Genomic DNA, 17,500 nt, shown 5'->3' on the forward strand with positions numbered 1-17,500 from the left:
AACGGCGTCATGGCGCGACGAGTTCCGCCCGCTTCCACGGGCTGTCGGGGTCGTCCCGCCAGGCCTCTTCGTCGAGAGCCAGGTCGGCGATGCGCCTGAGAGACGGGGCGGAACGCACCAGATGTGCGAGGTGGACGACTCGCATGTCGTCTGTCTCGTGACCGTTAGCGCCGCAGTGGATGCTCCAGTCCTCTCCGCGTTGACCGTCTCTCTGGCGAGCAATCCAGAGAACCGCGTCCCCGTCATCGACCACGTGCGAGCACGAGAAGGCTCGATGGTCCGGCGGGACGGGGAACTCCCAGGGCGGATCGGGCGCTAGCCCCCCGGTGTGGTTGATCGGGGCTCGCCATTCGGTTGGTTGGCGGTCGTCGAGGATCGACGGAGCGCCGGGTTGCCACCCGAAGACGCCATTGCGGTCGGGCCACACGAGCGCCAGTGCCTGGGGCTTGCGGCGATGGAACCATCCCGACCAGGTGACCGTCTCCGCGAGAGCGAGGTCGGTCGCTCGTTCAACGGCCACCGGCACTCCTGCCAGGACGTCTTCGATCGCGTCTCCTGGGACCAGCCGCAACCCATTCATGATTCGTTCAGCGACGCCGTTGAGGCACCGGTGCATGAGTCGGTGGTCCAAGCCCGACATGAGAAGTTCCGGGTGGCCGACACGATGGCCGAGCCCGATCGTGTAGGCGAAGGCTGGTCCTTCGTTGTGATCGGCCTCCGAGTGGTTCTGGTGTTCGGGGACGTCGCAGCCGGCGCCCGCGGCCACCATGATCACCTGCCAGCCGTGCTTGAGCACGGTGTCGATGACACGACGGTCCTGCTCGTCGTACGACTCATCCGGTCGGCAGACATGGCAGTCGCAGCCCGGCGCGGCCGGCAACGGTCCCATCCATGGCTCGGTGTTGGACATCGCCCCTCCTTGGTCGCGATCAGTCGTACCCCACCAGCTTGTGACCGCCCCCGGCTTATCCACAGCCGAGCTGCCGGGCGTTGATCGAGCACGCGAGGACGCGGAGGCTGTGGTCCATGGGATATCAGACAGACTTCATCGGCTACCTGCAGCTCGAGCCTCCGCTGGGGCCCCTCGAACGGTCGTTCATCAACCGGATCTCGGGTTCGCCGTTCCTGCAGGAGCCGGGCGGTGCACTCCGTGTGGCGGATGAGGATGAGGAGGTCCTACGCGAGCTCACGAGAAGTGCGCCTCGGGGATGGTCCAACTGGACCTCGTGCCCTCAGGGGTGCTGCCTGAGCTATGACGGCGGCGACAAGGCGAACCACATGGCGCCGTGGCTCAAGTTCCTGATGGCCACCTTCCTCGTCCGTGGGGCCACGGCTGAGGGCATTGACGGATTCACCTGTAACCACGTCCTGAGCGGTATGGTCGTCGGCTCGCGCCGTGACACCAGGGAACTCTACTCCATCACCGTCCGCGACAACGAGGTCGAGGTCGAGCTCCTGTGGCCCGGCAACCCGAAGTGGAGCGACTACCCGCGGCTCGCCTATCAGACCGAAATCGACCGTTCTCGTAGTTGGGTCGCCGATCGGAAGGCCCGCGAGTAACACGTGTTGCATCGCCAACGGCGAAGGCCCCGGTTTGATAACCGGGGCCTTCGGGTCACAGACGCTGCTCGAGTTTGAGCTCTTGTCCCTAAATGTCGTAGTAGAGCTCGAACTCGTGCGGGTGCGGCCGCAGCTGCACGGGCGCGATCTCGTGGGTGCGCTTGTAGTCGATCCAGGTCTCGATGAGGTCCGGGGTGAAGACGTTGCCCACGGTCAGGTAGTCGTGGTCGGCCTCGAGCGCGTCGAGGACGGCCCCCAGGCTGGTGGGGACCTGGGCGATCTCGGCCATCTCGTCCGGCGGGAGCTCGTAGATGTCCTTGTCGATCGGCGCGGGCGGCTCGATCTTGTTCTTGATGCCGTCGACACCGGCGAGCATCAGTGCGGAGAACGCGAGGTAGGGGTTCGCCGACGGGTCGGGGAACCGGGCCTCGACGCGCTTGGCCTTGGGGTTGGCACCCGTGATCGGGATGCGGACCGAGGCCGAGCGGTTGCGCGAGGAGTACACCAGCGAGATCGGGGCCTCGTAGCCGGGCACCAGGCGGTGGAAGGAGTTCACCGAGGGGTTGGTGAAGGCCAGCAGCGAGGGGGCGTGCGCCAGGATGCCGCCGATGTACCACCGGGCGACGTCGGAGAGGCCGCCGTAGCCGGTCTCGGAGTAGAACAGGGGCTCCCCGTCCTTCCACAGCGACGAGTGCACGTGCATGCCCGAACCGTTGTCGCCGAAGATCGGCTTCGGCATGAAGGTGACCGACTTGCCGGCGTGCCAGGCGGTGTTCTTGATGATGTACTTGAACTTCATCACGTCGTCGGCGGCCTTGAGCAGCGTGTCGAAGCGGTAGTTGATCTCCGCCTGACCGGCCGTGCCGACCTCGTGGTGGGCGCGCTCGACGAGCAGGCCGGCGCCCTCGAGGTTCTTGACCATGTCGTCGCGCAGGTCGCCGTAGTGGTCGTAGGGGGCGACGGGGAAGTAACCACCCTTGAAGCGGGTCTTGTAGCCGCGGTTGTCACCCTCCTTGCCGGAGTTCCACCACCCCTCCTCGGAGTCGATGTGGAAGTAGCCCTCGTTGGGGCCGGTGGAGTAGCGCACCGAGTCGAAGATGTAGAACTCCGCCTCCGGGGCGAAGAACGCGGTGTCGGCGATGCCGGTGGTGGAGAGGTAGGCCAGCGCCTTGCGGGCGATGTTGCGCGGGTCGCGCGAGTAGGCCTCGCCCGAGATCGGGTCGTGGATGAAGAAGTTCACCGCGAGGGTCTTGGCGGTGCGGAAGGTGTCGATGAAGGCGGTCGTCGGGTCCGGGAACAGCGACATGTCGGACTCGTTGATCGCCTGGAACCCGCGGATCGAGGAACCGTCGAAGGCCAGCCCGTCCGTGGCCACCGACTCGTCGAACGAGGAGGCCGGGACCGTGAAGTGCTGCATGATGCCGGGAAGGTCGCAGAAGCGGATGTCGATCATCTCGACACCCTCGTCCTTCACGTACTTGAGGAGCTCGTCGAAGCTCTGGAACATTCGTCCTCCTGTGGCGCGCTCCCAGCGGGGCAGCCGGCCGATCTGTGAAGAGTGGACAGCCCTCGGCACCGTTGCCGCAGACGTGTGCCCTCACCCTAGAAGGGCGGGGGTTTCTCGACCGTATCGGAAGTGTTTCCGGGATGTAACAGCCTGTCCGGGTCGCCGCCACCCGTGCGCCGGTGCCCTCCCGGTCCCCACCTAGGCTGGGCCCGTGACCGCACCCGTCGCCTTCGAGGCCGCCAGCTGGCCGCGCCGCATGCTCGCCCTGGCCGTCGACTGGTTCGCGTGCACGCTGATCCTCATCTTCTTCGTCGGCAGCGACGTGTGGCTGGACGGCGACTGGACCAACTTCGTCGTGCTGGGGATCTTCGTCGTGGAGTCCGCCCTGCTGACCGCGACCGTCGGCGGCTCCTTCGGCCAGGTCGCGACCCGGTTGCGCGTCGTCCGCGCCAACGGCGACCCCCGCCCCGTCGACCTCCTGCCGGCCTTCGGTCGCCAGCTGCTCGTGGGCCTGGTCATCCCACCGTTGGTCTTCCGCCCCGACGGTCGAGGCCTGCACGACATGGCCACCGGCACCGTCTGCGTGACCCTGCAGACCGCGCTGGGGCGGACTGCCCCGGTCCGCTGAGGCTCCTGCCGCTTCTGCCGCTCCCGCCGCGGAGGGCCTACGCTCGAGGCCATGCGCACCCGTCTCGCCACGATCGCCCTCACCGTCCCGCTCGGCCTCGCCGCCCTCACCGCATGCGGAGGTGACGACGCCACCGAGGACGCTGCTCCCGCCGGCTCGAGCGCGGGTGCCGAGGAGGAGGCGGACGCGGAAGCGGAGGGCGACGCCGACGAGGTCTCGGTGGCCGAGGGCAAGGAGATCAGCGCCGAGGAGTTCACCGACCTGATGGTCGCCGCGTTCGACGAGGCCACCACCGCCGACATCACCATGGAGATGACCGCCGGCGGCCAGGAGATCGAGGCCGTCGGCCAGGCCGACTACCGCACCCAGCCGCCGTCGACGCGGATGGAGATGAGCGGCATGGGCGGCATGGGCGAGATGACGATGGTCATGGTCGACAACGTGATCTACATGCGGATCGCCCAGATGGACGACAAGTTCATCAAGCTCGACCTCGACGACCCCGCCAACCCGATGGGCGACACCTTCACCAACCAGCTCGACCCGCGCGCGCAGGCCGAGATCATCGAGGCCGGCCTGGTCTCCGCGACGTACGTCGGCGAGGAGGAGGTCGGGGGCGAGGAGCTGGACCGCTACACCGCGGTCGTGGACTCCGAGGCGATGTTCGAGCAGATGGAGCTCGACCCGGCCGCCGCGGGCGCGCTGCCCGAGGAGGTCACCTACGACCTGTGGTTCGACGACGAGGGCCGTTTCGCCCAGATGGTCGTCGACATGGGCGCCACTGCCGGCGAGGTCGTCATGCGCTTCGAGAACTGGGGCACCGAGGTCGACATCGAGGCCCCGCCGGCCGGCCAGGTCACCGACATGGGGGCGATGACCGGCGCGAGCTGAGGCCTTGCCAGAGGAGGGCCGGGGGAGGGTCAGCGCCCGCGCATCTGCGAGCGCAGGCCCTTCATGCTCGTCGGCACCGGGCCCTTGGGCAGCGGGACGGCCGAGCGGGTGGCGTCGAGCGCCTTGATCCGGTTGAGCACGTCGGTCATGTCCGCGGGGCGAAGTGTGCGCTTCTTCTTCTGGATGTGCCGCATCAGCTTGGGCAGCGGGACCTCGCCCTCGCCGCGGCCGCAGACGACCTCGTGGATGGTGATCTCCGAGGCGACCCGCTCGTGCTTGCGGCGCTCGGCGGCCAGCAGCGAGCGGACCCGGCTGGGCTGGCCCTCGCCGACGAGCACGATGCCCGGAGGACCCACCACGCGGTGCACGACGTCCTGCTGCTTGGTGAAGCCGACGGCGGGGTCGACCTTCCAGCCGCGGCGCAGCATGTTGAGCGCCGCGGCGGCGGCGCCCGGCTGCCCCTCCATCTGGGAGTACGCCGCCTTCTGGGCGCGCCGGCTGAAGACGATGAGCACCGCGAGGGTGCCGAAGAGCGTGCCGCCGACGACCGCGAGGATCCACTCCAGGACGCCGCTGCCGGGCAGGATCCAGAAGAGCCCGAAGCCGGCCAGGCCCGCGACCAGGAAGGCCGCCAGGAGGACCAGCCCGATGTGCTTGTCGCTGCGCTTGGTGATCCGGTAGGTCTCGACCAGCTGCTGGCGGCGGTTCATCGAACCGGGGGCCGGGGGAGCGGACTGCTCCGCCTTCGTGGCCTTCGGGGTGCGGGCGGACTTCTCGCTGCGTGCCATCGGCGGTGCGTGCCTCGTTCTTCTCTGGCGGTCCGGGGGCGGACGCCCGGTGGGCGGACGGGTCAGACGGTGGCGCCCTGGCGGGCGTCCATCGCCTGACGGTACAACCGACCGGCGCGGTAGGACGAACGCACCAGGGGCCCGGACATGACGCCGGAGAAGCCGATCTCCTCGGCCTCGGCCGCGAGCTCGACGAACTCCTCGGGCTTGACCCAGCGCTCGACGGGGTGGTGGCGCAGCGACGGGCGGAGGTACTGCGTGATGGTGATGAGCTCGCAGCCGGCCGCGTGCAGGTCGACCAGCGCCTGCGAGACCTCCTCGCGGGTCTCGCCCATCCCGAGGATGAGGTTGGACTTGGTGACCAGCCCGAAGTCGCGGGCCTGCGTGAGCACGTCGAGGGAGCGCTCGTAGCGGAAGGCCGGGCGGATCCGCTTGAAGATCCGCGGCACGGTCTCGACGTTGTGCGCCAGCACCTCGGGACGGGACTCGAAGACCTCGGCCAACAGGTCGGGCTTGCCGTTGAAGTCGGGGATGAGGTTCTCGACGCCGGTCTCGGGGTTGAGCTCGTGGATGGCGCGCACCGTCTCGGCGTACAGCCAGGCTCCGCCGTCCTCGAGGTCGTCGCGGGCGACGCCGGTGATGGTGGCGTAGCGCAGGCCCATGGTGCGCACCGACTCCGCGACCCGGCGCGGCTCGTCGCGGTCCAGCGGCTCGGGCTTGCCGGTGTCGATCTGGCAGAAGTCGCAGCGTCGCGTGCACTGGTCGCCGCCGATGAGGAAGGTCGCCTCGCGGTCCTCCCAGCACTCGAAGATGTTGGGGCAGCCGGCTTCCTGGCACACCGTGTGCAGGCCCTCGGACTTCACCAGGCCCTGGAGCTCCTTGTAGGCCGGGCCCATCTTCGCGCGGGTCTTGATCCACTCCGGCTTGCGCTCGATCGGGGTCTCCGCGTTGCGGACCTCCAGTCGGAGGAGCTTCCTGCCGTCGGGTGCCGGTGCCTGTGCCACGGCCTCGACTGTACGCCGGTGGGCCAGGTCACCGGACATCGGTGAGGGGGTGCCTGCCAGCGTGTCCGGGGCGGCGCCCACGGAGGCTCAGGGGACGTCGCGGCGGCGGAACGAGACGACCGACGCGGCCACGACGACCAGCAGCCCGGTGCCGAGGTAGAGCCCGCCGTCGGCGGCGCTGATGGTGCGCTCGCCGTCGCACTCGGGACCGCCTCCGCGGCCCGTGAAGCACTCGGGGGGCACCGACGACTCGTCGTAGTACGAGGCCCCGTCCTGGACGACGGCCAGGACGTTGAGCGGCGGGGTCCAGCGCGCGCTGCTCTGGCCGACGATGCCGAGGACCGCACCGCTGGCGACGGCGAGGGCGAAGAGCACGCCGACCGTCGCCACGGTGCTGCGGAAGAGCATCGTGAGGGCGTAGCCGGCCAGCGCCGCGGCCGCGCTGAGCGCGCCGGTGCGCAGCACCTGCTCGAACCCGTCGCGCACCACGCCGTCGGGCACCGGCAGGTCCCGGCTGGCGGCCAGGCCCTGCAGCCCCGCCCAGTACGCCGCCAGCACGGCCGTGCCGAGCAGGCCGGCGACCAGCACCAGGGCGGCGGCCTTGGTCGCCCAGACGCGACCGCGTCGCGGTTCGAACAGCAGCTGGTTGCTCATCGACCCGGTGTTCCAGTCGTGGCCCACGAAGGTCGTGCCGGCCAGGACCAGCAGGAGCAGCACGAGGGTGCTCGCGGCCAGCAGGCCGTCGTCGAGCTCGTTCTGCAGGGAGAGGGGCTGGCGCCCGCCGTACCAGCCGGCGATCACCTCGCGGCAGGCGCCGGCGTCGTCGGTCCCGATCTCGAGGTAGGCCTCGGGACGTCGCTCGCAGCGGGTCACCTCGCGCTGGGCGTAGCGGTCGGACAGCAGGGAGTCGACCTCGGCCTCGCTCATCGGGCGGCTGCCCCATGCGGTGCCGGCGAGCAGCAGGGCGGGCAGGACGACGGCGGCGACGAGGAGCAGCAGGACCGCGCGGCGCCAGCGCAACCGGGTCACCTCGACCCGGAGCTGGCCCGGCGTCGAGGCGCTCACGAGGCCTGCTCCTGGCCCACGGTGCCCGGTCCGGCCAGGCCCTCGCCGGCGGTGAGGGAGAGGAAGTAGGACTCCAGGTCCTGGCGCGCCGGGGCGAGCTCGGTGACCCACACGTCCTCGCGGGCCAGGAGCCGGGTCACGGCCGCGGGGTCGTCGGTCCGCACCAGCAGCGCGTCGGAAGGCTGGTCGGGCTCGCCTCCGGTGACCGCGAGTCCCGCCGTGCGCAGGATGCCCGCGGCGGCCGCGGTGTCGGTGCTGCGCAGCCGGAAGCGGTCGGCGGCACCCAGCAGCCCCTCGACCGCGCCGGAGGCCAGCACCCGGCCCTGGCCGATGATCGTGACCGAGGAGCAGACCTGCTGGACCTCGGCGAGGATGTGGGAGCTCAGCAGCACCGTCGTGCCGGACTCCCCGAGGGTGCGGATGGTCTCGCGCACCTCGCGGATGCCGGCCGGGTCCAGACCGTTGGTCGGCTCGTCGAGGATGAGCAGCGTCGGCTCCTTGAGCAGGGTCGCGGCGATCGCGAGCCGCTGCTTCATGCCCAGGGAGTAGGCCTTGTAGCGGTCGCCCTCGCGACCGGCGAGGCCCACGGTCTCGACGGCGGCGTCCACGCTGGAGTCCGGCGCCCCGATGGAGCGGGCGAGCAGCAGCAGGTTGCGCCGGCCGGAGAGGTTCGGGGAGAACTTCGGGGACTCCACCACGGCACCGACGCGGTCGACCACGTGCGGGAGCCGGTCGGGCACCGGCTCGCCGAGCAGCCGCATGGTGCCGGCGGTGGCCCGGGCCAGCCCGAGCAGCATCCGGATCGTCGTGGTCTTGCCCGAGCCGTTGGGGCCCAGGAAGCCGTGCACCCCGCCCGCCTCGACGTGGAGGTCGAGACCGGCGACGGCCAGCCGCGTCCCGCGGCGGGTCCGGAACTCCTTGCGCAGGCCTGTGGTCTCGATGACCGGTCCCGAGTGGCTGCTCACCGTCGCAGCCTCCCACGCGGGCGGCGGCGCGCGGGACCAGCAGGGCTCCCTGCGTGTCGGAGCGAGGTCAGAGGGCCGTGGAGGGCGAGAGGACCTCGATGCGCGGCCCACCCACGGCGGCGCGCCCGGGCTCGGGCCGCGGCTCGTAGTCGGGCGTGGCGGCGTACTCCTCCCAGCGCAGGAGGCGCTCCAGCTCGCGCTGCAGGACGGGCAGCACCTCGGTGACGGTCACCTCGCGACCGGTCTCGAGGCTCAGCGACGTGACGCCGGCGTCGCTGATGCCGCAGGGGACGAACCGGTCGTACCACGACATGTCGACGTCGCAGTTGAGCGAGATGCCGTGCATCGTCACCCCGCGCGAGACCCGGATGCCGATGGCGCCGATCTTGCGCTCGGGACGCGTGGCGTCGGCCCGCAGCCAGACCCCACTGCGACCCGGCACCCGGGCGGTCTCGACCCCGAAGGCCGCGCAGGTGGCGATCATCGCCTCCTCCATCCGGCGCACGAAGTCGACGACCTTGACGTGGTCGGGCAGCCGGACGATCGGGTAGGCCACGAGCTGGCCGGGACCGTGGTAGGTGATCTTGCCGCCGCGGTCCACGTCGATCACCGGGGCGCCGCCGGGGTCGGCGGGCCGCTCGTGCGGGTCGGTGCGCTTGCCGGCGGTGTACGTCGGGGGGTGCTCCAGCAGCAGGACCGTGTCGCACCGCGTGCCCTCGACGACCTCGGCGTGCACGGCACGCTGGAGGTCCCAGGCCTCGAGGTAGTCCACGGCGCGAGCGGGGGAGTCGCCGAGCCCGACGACCTCGAAGGCGGTCATGCCGGCGACCCTACGCCCGTCCCCGTCCGCTCACGGGTCGAGGCGGTCCAGCCCCGCGCGCACCACGCTCGCGACGTCGGGGTCGCGAAAGACGAAGCCCTGGTCCAGCAACGCGGCCGGACGGGCGTTGACCGAGCCCAGGAGCTCGGGTGCCATCTCGCCGGCGGCCACCTCGAGCACCTTGCTCGGCACGGTGGCGAAGGAGGGTCGACGCAGCGCTGTGGCGAGGGTCTTGGTGAACTCCGCGTTGGTGGGGGTCTCCACGCAGCACAGGTTGACCGGGCCGTGGGCGTCGTCGTCCTCGGCGAGGTGCAGGACGGCGGAGACCCAGTCGCGCAGGGAGATCATCGGCATCCGCTGCTTGCCGGAGCCCAGCTTGCCGCCCAGCCCGGTCCGGAACAGCGTCGACAGCGGGCCGAGCGGGGCGCTGCGCCGGTCCATGACCGGGGAGGTGCGCAGGACGACGACCCGCGCGCCGGCGTCGCGGGCGACGGTGGTGGCGTCCTGCCACTCGCGGGTCACCCGGGTCAGCAGGGCGTCGCCGCGGCTGTCGGAGGTCTCGGTGAGCACCTCCTCGCCGCGGTCGCCGTAGTAGGCGATGCCGTTGCCGGCCAGGAAGACCGGCGGCTTGTCGACCTCAGCGATCGCGCGGGCCAGCAGCCGGGTCGTGGTGACGCGGCTCTCCATGACGTCGCGCGCCCACTTCTTGGAGTGGACGTTGCCGACCAGCGGTGCACCGGCCAGGTTGACGACGACGTCGGCCGAGGCGACCACGTCGCGGTCGTAGACGTCGGCGTACGGGTCCCAGGTCGACTCGCCCGGACCGCTCGCCGGTCGCCGCACGAGCCGGGTGGTGCGGTGCCCGGCCCGGTCCAGGGCTGCGGTCAGGTGGGTGCCCAGGAACCCGGAGGCACCGGCGACGACGACGTGGAGAGCCATGCCGCCAGCGTGCCAGGGGCCCGGCTCACCCGGCCAGGTGCGACCAGCGTGCCGACAGCTCGCGCCACGGGCCGGCGTCGACGGCCCGGCCCTCGGCCAGGACGACGACCTGGTCGGCCCGCGCGAGCGCCGCAGCCTTCGAGGTCGCACCGATCACCGTGGCGCCGCGCTCCCGCAGCGACTCCCACAGCTCGATCTCGGTGGCGGCGTCGAGGGCGGAGGAGACGTCGTCGGCCAGCAGCAGCTCGGCGTCGCAGGCCAGGGCCCGGGCCAGCGCCAGGCGCTGCACCTGCCCGCCGGACAGCCGCACGCCACGGTGCCCGACCAGCGCGTCGACCCCGCCGGCCTCGGCGACGTCCGAGCCCAGCCGCGCGGCCGCGACGGCCGGCTCGACCGAGCGGTCAGGGTGGTCGAGGGCGACGTTGCCGCGGAAGGTGCCCGACAGCACCCGCGGCACCTGGGCCACGTGCGCGACCCGGCCCGGGCGCAGCTGGACCTGTGGGTCGTCGAGCGCGCGGCCGTTCCAGTGCAGGTCGCCGGTGCTGCCGATCAGCCCCGCCATGGCGGCCAGCAGCGAGGACTTCCCCGACCCGACCTGCCCGAGCAGGAGCACCAGCTGGCCGGCCTCGACGTCGAGGTCGACGTCCTCGACGCCCAGGGTGCCGTCGTCGTGGACCGCGGTGAAGCCGCGCAGCCGCAGCGCGCGCAGCGGCTCGCGCTCGACCGGGGCGGGAGCGGGGGAGGTGCCGTGGACCAGGTCCAGGCCCTCGGGCAGGTCCATCAGGTCGCCGCCCCCGGCCAGCTCACTCGTGGCGCGCATCCAGGCCTTCGTGCCCGGGGCCTCGGTGACCACGGCGCCGGCGACCCGACCGAACCAGTCGAAGCCGCTGACCGCGTTGGCCACCAGCAGCGCGGGGGCCAGGCCCCAGCCGCCGCCCACGAAGACCGCCCAGGCCGCCACGACGCCGCACTGCACCATCACGATGGGTACGCCGTCGAGCATCGCCTGCACGCGGTGCTCCCGCACCTGCGCCTCGACGCGGCCGTCGTCGACCTCGCGCAGGTGCCGGTGGACCGCCGGCGTCGCTGCGGCCAGCTTCACCGTGCGCACCGACTCCAGCGCCGAGACCAGCGACCGGCCGAAGCGGGCCCGCGCCGCGGAGGACGCGGCGGCCGAGCGGCCGGCCACCCGGCGCCCCAGCGAGGAGGCCAGGGCCGAGACGACCATGACCAGCAGCAGGATGCCGCCGGCCAGCAGGCTCTGGGCGATGAGCGAGGTCACCAGGGCGATGAGCAGACCGTTGCTGAAGTCGACCCAGCGGTCGGCGTACCGCGCGAAGCGGTCGGCGTCCATCGCACGCGCCACTGCCTCGCCGGGCGGGGTCCGGTGCAGGCGTCGCTGGTCGGTCTGGCCCTGCAGGACCGCCGCACGCACCCGCAGCATCACCGCGACCCACCAGCGGGGGTAGCGGCGGATCGCCGAGGCCAGCAGCTGCGGGGCCACCAGGATCGAGACGACCAGCGCCCCCGTCAGTGCCCACGGGGCGCCGCCGGCCTGCAGGTCGGCGACCACGAGGCCCCACAGCCAGCCCGTGACCGCGCCGAAGGCGCCGGTGAGGGCGGAGAGCAGGAAGAGCCAGATCGCCACGAAGCCCCACCGGGGCTCGATCATCATCGCGTTCCACGTGCCCCGGGTCAGGCTCGGGACGGGCTTCAGCGCAGGCGGCTCGGGCGGGGTGCCGGTGCGACGCGCGGTGCCGATGCCGACGTCGAGCGAGGAGTGCTCGACCGGCTCGTCGGCCCCGGGTGCCTGGTCACCGCGGCCGTCGGGCTCGTCGAGGACGTCGGGTCCCGCCCCGGTGCTCGAGGCCTCCAGCAGGGTCCGGAACGGGCCGGGTCGGCTGACCAGCTCGGCCCGGGAGCCCTCCTGCACCACGCGGCCGTGGTCCATGACCACGACCTGCTCGGCGCGGGCGGTGGTGGTGAGGCGGTGGGCCACGAGCAGGCCGGTGCGGCCGGTCAGCAGCCGGTCGGCGGCGCGCACCACGCGGGCCTCGGTGACCGGGTCCATCCGGGCGGTGGCCTCGTCGAGCACCACCACGTGCACGTCGCGGACCAGCAGCCGGGCGAAGGCGACCAGCTGCTCCTCGCCGGCCGACAGGGTCAGGCCGCCGGGACCGAGGGCGGTGTCCAGGCCCTGGGGGAGGCCGGCCACCCAGTCGGTGAGGGCGAGCTCGGCCACGGCCGACTCGATCCGCTCGCGCGGCAGGTCGGCGAAGAGGGCGATGTTCTCGGCGAGGGTGCCGGCGAGGATCTCAGTGCGCTGGGTGACCACGCCGACCCGCGCGCGGAGCTGCTGCAGGTCGACGTCGAGCACGTCGACGCCGTCGAGCAGCACGGTGCCGGGGCGCGGCTCCACCGCGCGCGAGACCAGCGAGGCCAGCGTGGACTTGCCGGACCCGGTGCGGCCGACGAGGGCACAGGTGGTGCCGGCACGCACGGTGAGGTCGACGCCCTCGAGGGCGAAGGTGCCGTTGCCGTAGCTGAAGTGCAGGTCGCGGAAGCGCACCTCGGGCACGCGGTCGGCCATCGGCAGGCCACCGGTCGGCTCGGGCGCGGCCGCGAGCAGCTGGCGCAGCCGGAGCACGGCACCGAAGCCGGCCTGGAGGTCGGGCAGGTGCCGGGCCAGCTGGTCGACCTGGCCGACGAACTGCGTCGTCACCAGGAAGAGCGTCACCAGCGCCCCGGTCGAGAGCCGACCGTCCACCACCAGCGCGACGCCCGCGACACCGGTGGCGGCGAGCATGGCGTGCAGCAGGGTGCCGGTGCGGCGACCCACGCTGGCCTCCATCGCCAGGACCTCGTCGAAGCGGCGGTGCAGGGTCGCGGCCAGCTCGGTGCACCGGCGTACGACGTAGGCCTGGCCCAGGCTGGTGCGCAGGTCGTCGCGGGCGGCGATGCCCTCCTCCATGGCGGCCGCGTGGTCGGTCCAGGCCATCTCCTCGATGACCTTGCGGCGCGAGATCTCGGGCAGCCGGGACTTCACGAACCAGAACGTCGCCACCGCCGAGACCGGGAAGAGGATGAACGCCGGCCACCAGGTCAGGCCGGCCACGATCCACAGCGGCCCCGACGCCAGCAGCGTGCGCATCGCCATCCACACGCTCTGGCGCAGCAGGGTGCCGACCTCGTGGGTGTCGTCGTCGACCCGGTCGAGGACCTCGCCGACGGCCTGCTCGGATAGCTCGGCCAGCGGCTGGGCCATGGCGGCGTCGAGCAGGTCGCCCCGCAGCCGGCCGGCGGCCCGGTCCACGACCCCGGCCCAGACGGTGCGAGCGACGGTGTCGACCAGGGCTCCGCCGACGACGCAGAGCGCAAGCAGGCCGACCAGGCCCGTGGTGGGGTCCTCGGCCAGGCGGCCGGCGACGACGGTGCCGAGGCTGGTGCCGACCGCAGCCACGAACGCGCCGAGGATGCAGGCGAGGGCGACCGGCCCGCGGAGCCGGCGCCAGTCGACGGGCTGGCGGTGGGCGGTGGCGGGCGGACGGGGCTGGGGTGGCCGCTTCGTGGGCGGCGAGACGGTGCTGGTCACGGTGCCTGCACCGTACGTCCGGGCACCGACGTCGCGCTCGTCAATAACGCTGGGGTCACGGCGCACGACGGCCCGCCCGGGGGGTCCCGGGCGGGCCGTGCGTGGTGCTGTGTCTGCACCCGACTGGTGTCTCGACACGCGCGTCACGCCTTCGCAGGCTCAGGCGTGGCGCTTGCTCGACCTCCTCGCGTTGGCCCGAGCAAGCTCGGGCCAGGCTCGGACTCGGTCGTGGCGCTTGCTCGACCTCTTCGCGTTGTCCCGAGCGAGCTCGGGACAGGCTCAGACCTCGAACGAACCGGACTCGAGGCGCTGCTTGACCTCCTGGAGGAACCGACCGGCGTCGGCGCCGTCGACCAGGCGGTGGTCGTAGGTCAGCGCGAGGTAGACCATGTGGCGCACCGCGATCGTCTCGCCGAGGTTCGGGTCGTCGATCACCACCGGACGCTTCACCACGGCACCGGGACCGAGGATGGCGACCTGGGGCTGGTTGATGATCGGGGTGTCGAAGAGGGCCCCGACGCTGCCCAGGTTGGTGATGGTGAAGGTGCCGCCCGACAGGTCGTCGGGACCGATCTTGTTGGTGCGGGTGCGCTCGGCGACGTCCGCGATCTTCTTGGCCAGGCCCGAGATCGACAGGTCACCGGCGTCCTTGACCACCGGGGTCAGCAGGCCCTTGTCGGTGTCGACGGCGAACGCCACGTGCTCGTGGTCGTGGAAGGTGACCTCGCCGGCCTAGTCGTCGATCGTGGCGTTGAGCTTGGGGTGCTGCTTGAGCGCGTCGACGGCCGCCTTGGCGAAGAACGGCAGGTACGACAGCTTCACGCCCTCGCGGGCCGCGAACTCGGCCTTGGTCGCCTCGCGCAGCCGCGCGATGTTGGTGACGTCGACCTCGACGACCTGGGTCAGCTGCGCGGAGGTCGCGAGCGACTCGTTCATCCGCGCCGCGATGATCTTGCGCAGCCGCGACAGCGGCTCAGTGGTGCCGCGCAGCGGCGAGGGGTTCACCGGGACCGGCGTGCCCGAGGAGCCGCGCTGCGCGGACCCGCCGGAGGCGGCCGGGGCCGGTGCGGCAGGCGCAGCGGCCGGCTTCTTGGCGGCCTCGGCCGCGGCGAGCACGTCCTGCTTGCGGATGCGGCCACCCACACCGGTGCCCTCGACGGTGGACAGGTCCACACCGTGCTGCCCGGCGAGCTTGCGCACGAGCGGCGTGACGTAGCCCGGACCGTCGCCTCCGGGCGCGGACTGCTGGGGTGCCTCCTGCTCCGGGGCCTCCTGCTTCGGGGCCTCCTCCTTCGGGGGCTCCGAGGCACGCGCGGCCGGCTCGGAGGGGGTCTCCTGGACCGCGGGGGCGGGCTCCTCGGCCTTCGCGGGCTCCTCGGCCTTCGCAGGCTCCGGCTCCGGCTGCTTCTCCTCCTGCGGGGCCTCCTCCTGGGGGGCCTCGGCGGGCGACGCGGAGCCGTCGCCGATCACGGCGAGCTCGGCGCCGACCTCGACGGTCTCGTCCTCCTCGACCTTGATCTCCAGCAGGGTGCCGGCCACGGGGGAGGGGATCTCGGTGTCGACCTTGTCGGTGGAGACCTCCAGCAGCGGCTCGTCGACGGCGACGTCGTCGCCGACCTGCTTCAGCCACCGGGTCACGGTGCCCTCGGTGACCGACTCGCCCAGCGCCGGGAGCGTCACCGAGGTGCCGCCACCGCCGCCGGAACCTCCGGAGGAACCGGAACCGGACGCCGCGGGCGCCTCGTCCTGCTTCTCGCGCTCGGGGGTCTCGTCGCCGGGGGGCAGGTCGCCGGTCTCGGCCTCGACCTGCTCCTCCTGCTCGGCCTTCTTCTCCGCCTCCTGCTCGTCGGCGGGCTCGGCCTCGGGGGTGGCGGTGTCGGTGGACCCATCGGTCGACTCGCCCTCCTCGCCGATCATCGCCAGGACCGCGCCGACCTCGACCGTGTCGTCCTCGGCGGCCTTGATCTCCAGCAGGGTGCCGGCCACGGGGGAGGGGATCTCGGTGTCGACCTTGTCGGTGGAGACCTCCAGCAGCGGCTCGTCGACCGCGACGGTGTCGCCGACCTGCTTGAGCCAGCGGGTGACGGTGCCCTCGGTGACGGACTCCCCGAGCGCCGGGAGGGTGACTTCGGTGGCCATGCGATTCCTTCGGTAGCGGGTTGCGTGGGTCTGCGGTCTGCTGCGGGTCCTGCGTGCGGTCGGCGGTCAGCCGTGCGCGTGGAGGGCCTTGCCCGCGAGGGCCAGGTGGGCCTCGCCGAGCGCTTCGTTCTGGGTGGGGTGGGCGTGCAGGAGCGGGGTGACGTCCTCGGGGTGGGCCTCCCAGGCGCAGATGAGCTGGGCCTCACCGATCAGCTCGCCCACGCGGTCACCGACCATGTGGACGCCCAGGACCGGGCCGTCGACCTGGCGCACCAGCTTCACGAAGCCCTGGGTCTGCAGGATCTGGCTCTTGCCGTTGCCGCCCAGGTCGTAGGTGAGGGTCTCGACGGCGTCGTCGCCGTACGTCGCACGGGCGGTCTGCTCGTCCAGCCCGACCGAGGCGATCTCGGGGTGGGAGTAGGTGACGCGCGGGATGCTCGACTCCGGCACCGGGACGGGGTCGAGCCCGGCGATGTACTCGGCGACGTGCACGCCCTGCTGGAACCCGCGGTGGGCCAGCTGGAGGCCCGGGACGATGTCGCCGACGGCGTACACGCCCTCGAGGTTGGTGCGGCCGTGCTCGTCGGCGAGGACGAAGCCGCGCTCCATGGACACGCCCTGCTCGGCGTACCCGAGGCCGTCGGTGGCCGGGCCGCGACCGACCGCGACGAGCAGCAGCTCGGCCTCGATCGAGCCGGTGCCACCCTTGTCGTCCTCGACGTCGACCCGGACACCGGTCTCGGTGCGCTCGACGCCGGTGGAGCGGGTGGCGGTGCGGAAGGCGATGCCGCGCTTGCGGAAAGCGCGCTCCAGGGCCTTGGACGAGGCAGGGTCCTCGGCCGCGACCAGGCGCGGCAGGGCCTCCACGATGGTGACCTCGGCGCCGAAGGAGCGCCACACGCTGGCGAACTCGCAGCCGATGACGCCGCCGCCGAGCACCACGACCGAGGCCGGGACGTGCTCCAGGCGCAGGGCGTGCTCGGAGGTCAGGACCCGCTCGCCGTCGACCTCGAGGCCGGGCAGGGTGCGGGCGTAGGAGCCGGAGGCGAGGACGAGGTGGCGCCCGGAGTAGGCCGTGCCGCCGACGGTGACCTCGCGTGGGCCGGTCATGGTGCCGCGGCCCTCGATGACGGTGATGCCCCGGCCCTTCACGAGGCCGGTGAGGCCCTTGTGCAGCCGGGCGACGACGCCGTCCTTGTAGGAGTTGACCCCCGCCATGTCGATGCCCTCGAGCGTGGCCCGGACGCCGAAGCGCTCGGAGTCGCGCGCGGAGTCGGCGACCTCCGCGGCGTGGAGCAGCGCCTTGGTGGGGATGCAGCCGACGTGCAGGCAGGTGCCGCCGACCTTGTCCGCCTCGACCAGCCCGACCGAGAGACCGAGCTGCGCGGCGCGCAGGGCACAGGCGTAGCCGCCCGACCCCGCCCCGAGGATGAGCACGTCGAACTCCGTGCCGTGTGCGGGTGCGTGTCCGGGGTCGGCCACCGTGGTCCTTCGGCTCGTGTCGGGCTGGGCTGCTGCTCGCGGCGACGGGTCCGGCGCGAGCGCCGCCCATCCTTGCACTACTGCGACCGCTCCCGACACCGACCCGAGGGTGGGTCGGGC

Annotated in this window: 13 protein-coding genes and 1 pseudogene; 3 read left to right on the forward strand and 11 right to left on the reverse strand. The window is 72.3% G+C overall.

From position 1 onward, the window contains the following. Window positions 1-7 precede the first annotated feature (7 nt). Window positions 8-910 (reverse strand): DUF4262 domain-containing protein, encoded by a 903-nt coding sequence (locus tag Q1V71_RS08960; RefSeq protein WP_300643025.1) that lies wholly within the window; start codon window positions 908-910, stop codon window positions 8-10. Window positions 911-1,026: 116 nt separating this feature from the next. Here Q1V71_RS08960 and Q1V71_RS08965 point away from each other — a divergent pair, with 116 nt between their 5' ends. After that, entirely contained in the window at window positions 1,027-1,560 is a 534-nt protein-coding gene (locus tag Q1V71_RS08965; protein WP_300643027.1) for a hypothetical protein, read from the forward strand. A gap of 88 nt (window positions 1,561-1,648) precedes the next feature. Here the strand turns inward: Q1V71_RS08965 and glnA are convergent, their stop codons facing one another. After that, window positions 1,649-3,067 (reverse strand): type I glutamate--ammonia ligase, encoded by a 1,419-nt coding sequence (gene glnA / locus Q1V71_RS08970; RefSeq protein WP_300643029.1) that lies wholly within the window; start codon window positions 3,065-3,067, stop codon window positions 1,649-1,651. Window positions 3,068-3,278: 211 nt separating this feature from the next. Here glnA and Q1V71_RS08975 point away from each other — a divergent pair, with 211 nt between their 5' ends. After that, window positions 3,279-3,695, forward strand: a complete 417-nt coding sequence (locus tag Q1V71_RS08975) for an RDD family protein (protein ID WP_300643030.1) — start codon at window positions 3,279-3,281, stop codon at window positions 3,693-3,695. 51 nt (window positions 3,696-3,746) lie between these two features. After that, window positions 3,747-4,586, forward strand: coding sequence for a hypothetical protein (locus Q1V71_RS08980; protein WP_300643032.1), 840 nt, complete (start codon window positions 3,747-3,749; stop codon window positions 4,584-4,586). Between the two features lie 29 nt (window positions 4,587-4,615). On the opposite strand, the gene Q1V71_RS08985 is transcribed toward Q1V71_RS08980, so the two are convergent. From Q1V71_RS08985 to lpdA, 9 genes and pseudogenes are all read right to left on the reverse strand, one after another. Beyond that, complete coding sequence (locus Q1V71_RS08985) at window positions 4,616-5,374, reverse strand: DUF4191 domain-containing protein (protein WP_367280135.1); 759 nt, start codon at window positions 5,372-5,374, stop codon at window positions 4,616-4,618. 62 nt (window positions 5,375-5,436) lie between these two features. Next, window positions 5,437-6,378: a lipoyl synthase gene (lipA, locus tag Q1V71_RS08990; RefSeq protein WP_300643033.1), complete on the reverse strand. Its 942-nt coding sequence runs from the start codon at window positions 6,376-6,378 to the stop codon at window positions 5,437-5,439. Between the two features lie 87 nt (window positions 6,379-6,465). Then, window positions 6,466-7,443 (reverse strand): hypothetical protein, encoded by a 978-nt coding sequence (locus Q1V71_RS08995; RefSeq protein WP_300643034.1) that lies wholly within the window; start codon window positions 7,441-7,443, stop codon window positions 6,466-6,468. Further along, window positions 7,440-8,408 (reverse strand): ATP-binding cassette domain-containing protein, encoded by a 969-nt coding sequence (locus tag Q1V71_RS09000; protein WP_300643036.1) that lies wholly within the window; start codon window positions 8,406-8,408, stop codon window positions 7,440-7,442. The genes Q1V71_RS08995 and Q1V71_RS09000 overlap by 4 nt, the downstream gene beginning before the upstream one ends. A gap of 67 nt (window positions 8,409-8,475) precedes the next feature. Continuing rightward, window positions 8,476-9,228 carry a lipoyl(octanoyl) transferase LipB gene (gene lipB, locus Q1V71_RS09005; RefSeq protein WP_300643038.1) on the reverse strand — a complete coding sequence of 251 codons (753 nt, stop codon included), beginning with the start codon at window positions 9,226-9,228 and terminating at the stop codon, window positions 8,476-8,478. A 30-nt stretch (window positions 9,229-9,258) separates the two neighbouring features. Next, window positions 9,259-10,167, reverse strand: coding sequence for a TIGR01777 family oxidoreductase (locus Q1V71_RS09010; RefSeq protein WP_300643040.1), 909 nt, complete (start codon window positions 10,165-10,167; stop codon window positions 9,259-9,261). A 25-nt stretch (window positions 10,168-10,192) separates the two neighbouring features. Continuing rightward, window positions 10,193-13,759, reverse strand: a complete 3,567-nt coding sequence (locus Q1V71_RS09015; protein WP_300643042.1) for an ABC transporter ATP-binding protein — start codon at window positions 13,757-13,759, stop codon at window positions 10,193-10,195. A gap of 279 nt (window positions 13,760-14,038) precedes the next feature. Continuing rightward, window positions 14,039-15,898, reverse strand: a pseudogene (gene sucB, locus Q1V71_RS09020) (2-oxoglutarate dehydrogenase, E2 component, dihydrolipoamide succinyltransferase). A 66-nt stretch (window positions 15,899-15,964) separates the two neighbouring features. After that, on the reverse strand, window positions 15,965-17,380 hold the full coding sequence (gene lpdA, locus Q1V71_RS09025; protein ID WP_300643043.1) for a dihydrolipoyl dehydrogenase: 1,416 nt from the start codon (window positions 17,378-17,380) through the stop codon (window positions 15,965-15,967). Between the last annotated feature and the right edge of the window lie 120 nt (window positions 17,381-17,500).

It is taken from the genome of Nocardioides sp. (genome assembly GCF_030149505.1).
GTDB lineage: Bacteria > Actinomycetota > Actinomycetes > Propionibacteriales > Nocardioidaceae > Nocardioides.

What these genes read in the sequence shown, in the direction of transcription:
- Q1V71_RS09010 (WP_300643040.1), bottom strand. Translation starts at nt 10,167, where the DNA reads ATGGCTCTCCACGTCGTCGTCGCCGGTGCCTCCGGGTTCCTGGGCACC.
- Q1V71_RS08960 (WP_300643025.1), bottom strand. Translation starts at nt 910, where the DNA reads ATGTCCAACACCGAGCCATGGATGGGACCGTTGCCGGCCGCGCCGGGC.
- Q1V71_RS08985 (WP_367280135.1), bottom strand. Translation starts at nt 5,374, where the DNA reads ATGGCACGCAGCGAGAAGTCCGCCCGCACCCCGAAGGCCACGAAGGCG.
- lipB (WP_300643038.1), bottom strand. Translation starts at nt 9,228, where the DNA reads ATGACCGCCTTCGAGGTCGTCGGGCTCGGCGACTCCCCCGCTCGCGCC.
- Q1V71_RS08980 (WP_300643032.1), top strand. Translation starts at nt 3,747, where the DNA reads ATGCGCACCCGTCTCGCCACGATCGCCCTCACCGTCCCGCTCGGCCTC.
- Q1V71_RS08965 (WP_300643027.1), top strand. Translation starts at nt 1,027, where the DNA reads ATGGGATATCAGACAGACTTCATCGGCTACCTGCAGCTCGAGCCTCCG.
- glnA (WP_300643029.1), bottom strand. Translation starts at nt 3,067, where the DNA reads ATGTTCCAGAGCTTCGACGAGCTCCTCAAGTACGTGAAGGACGAGGGT.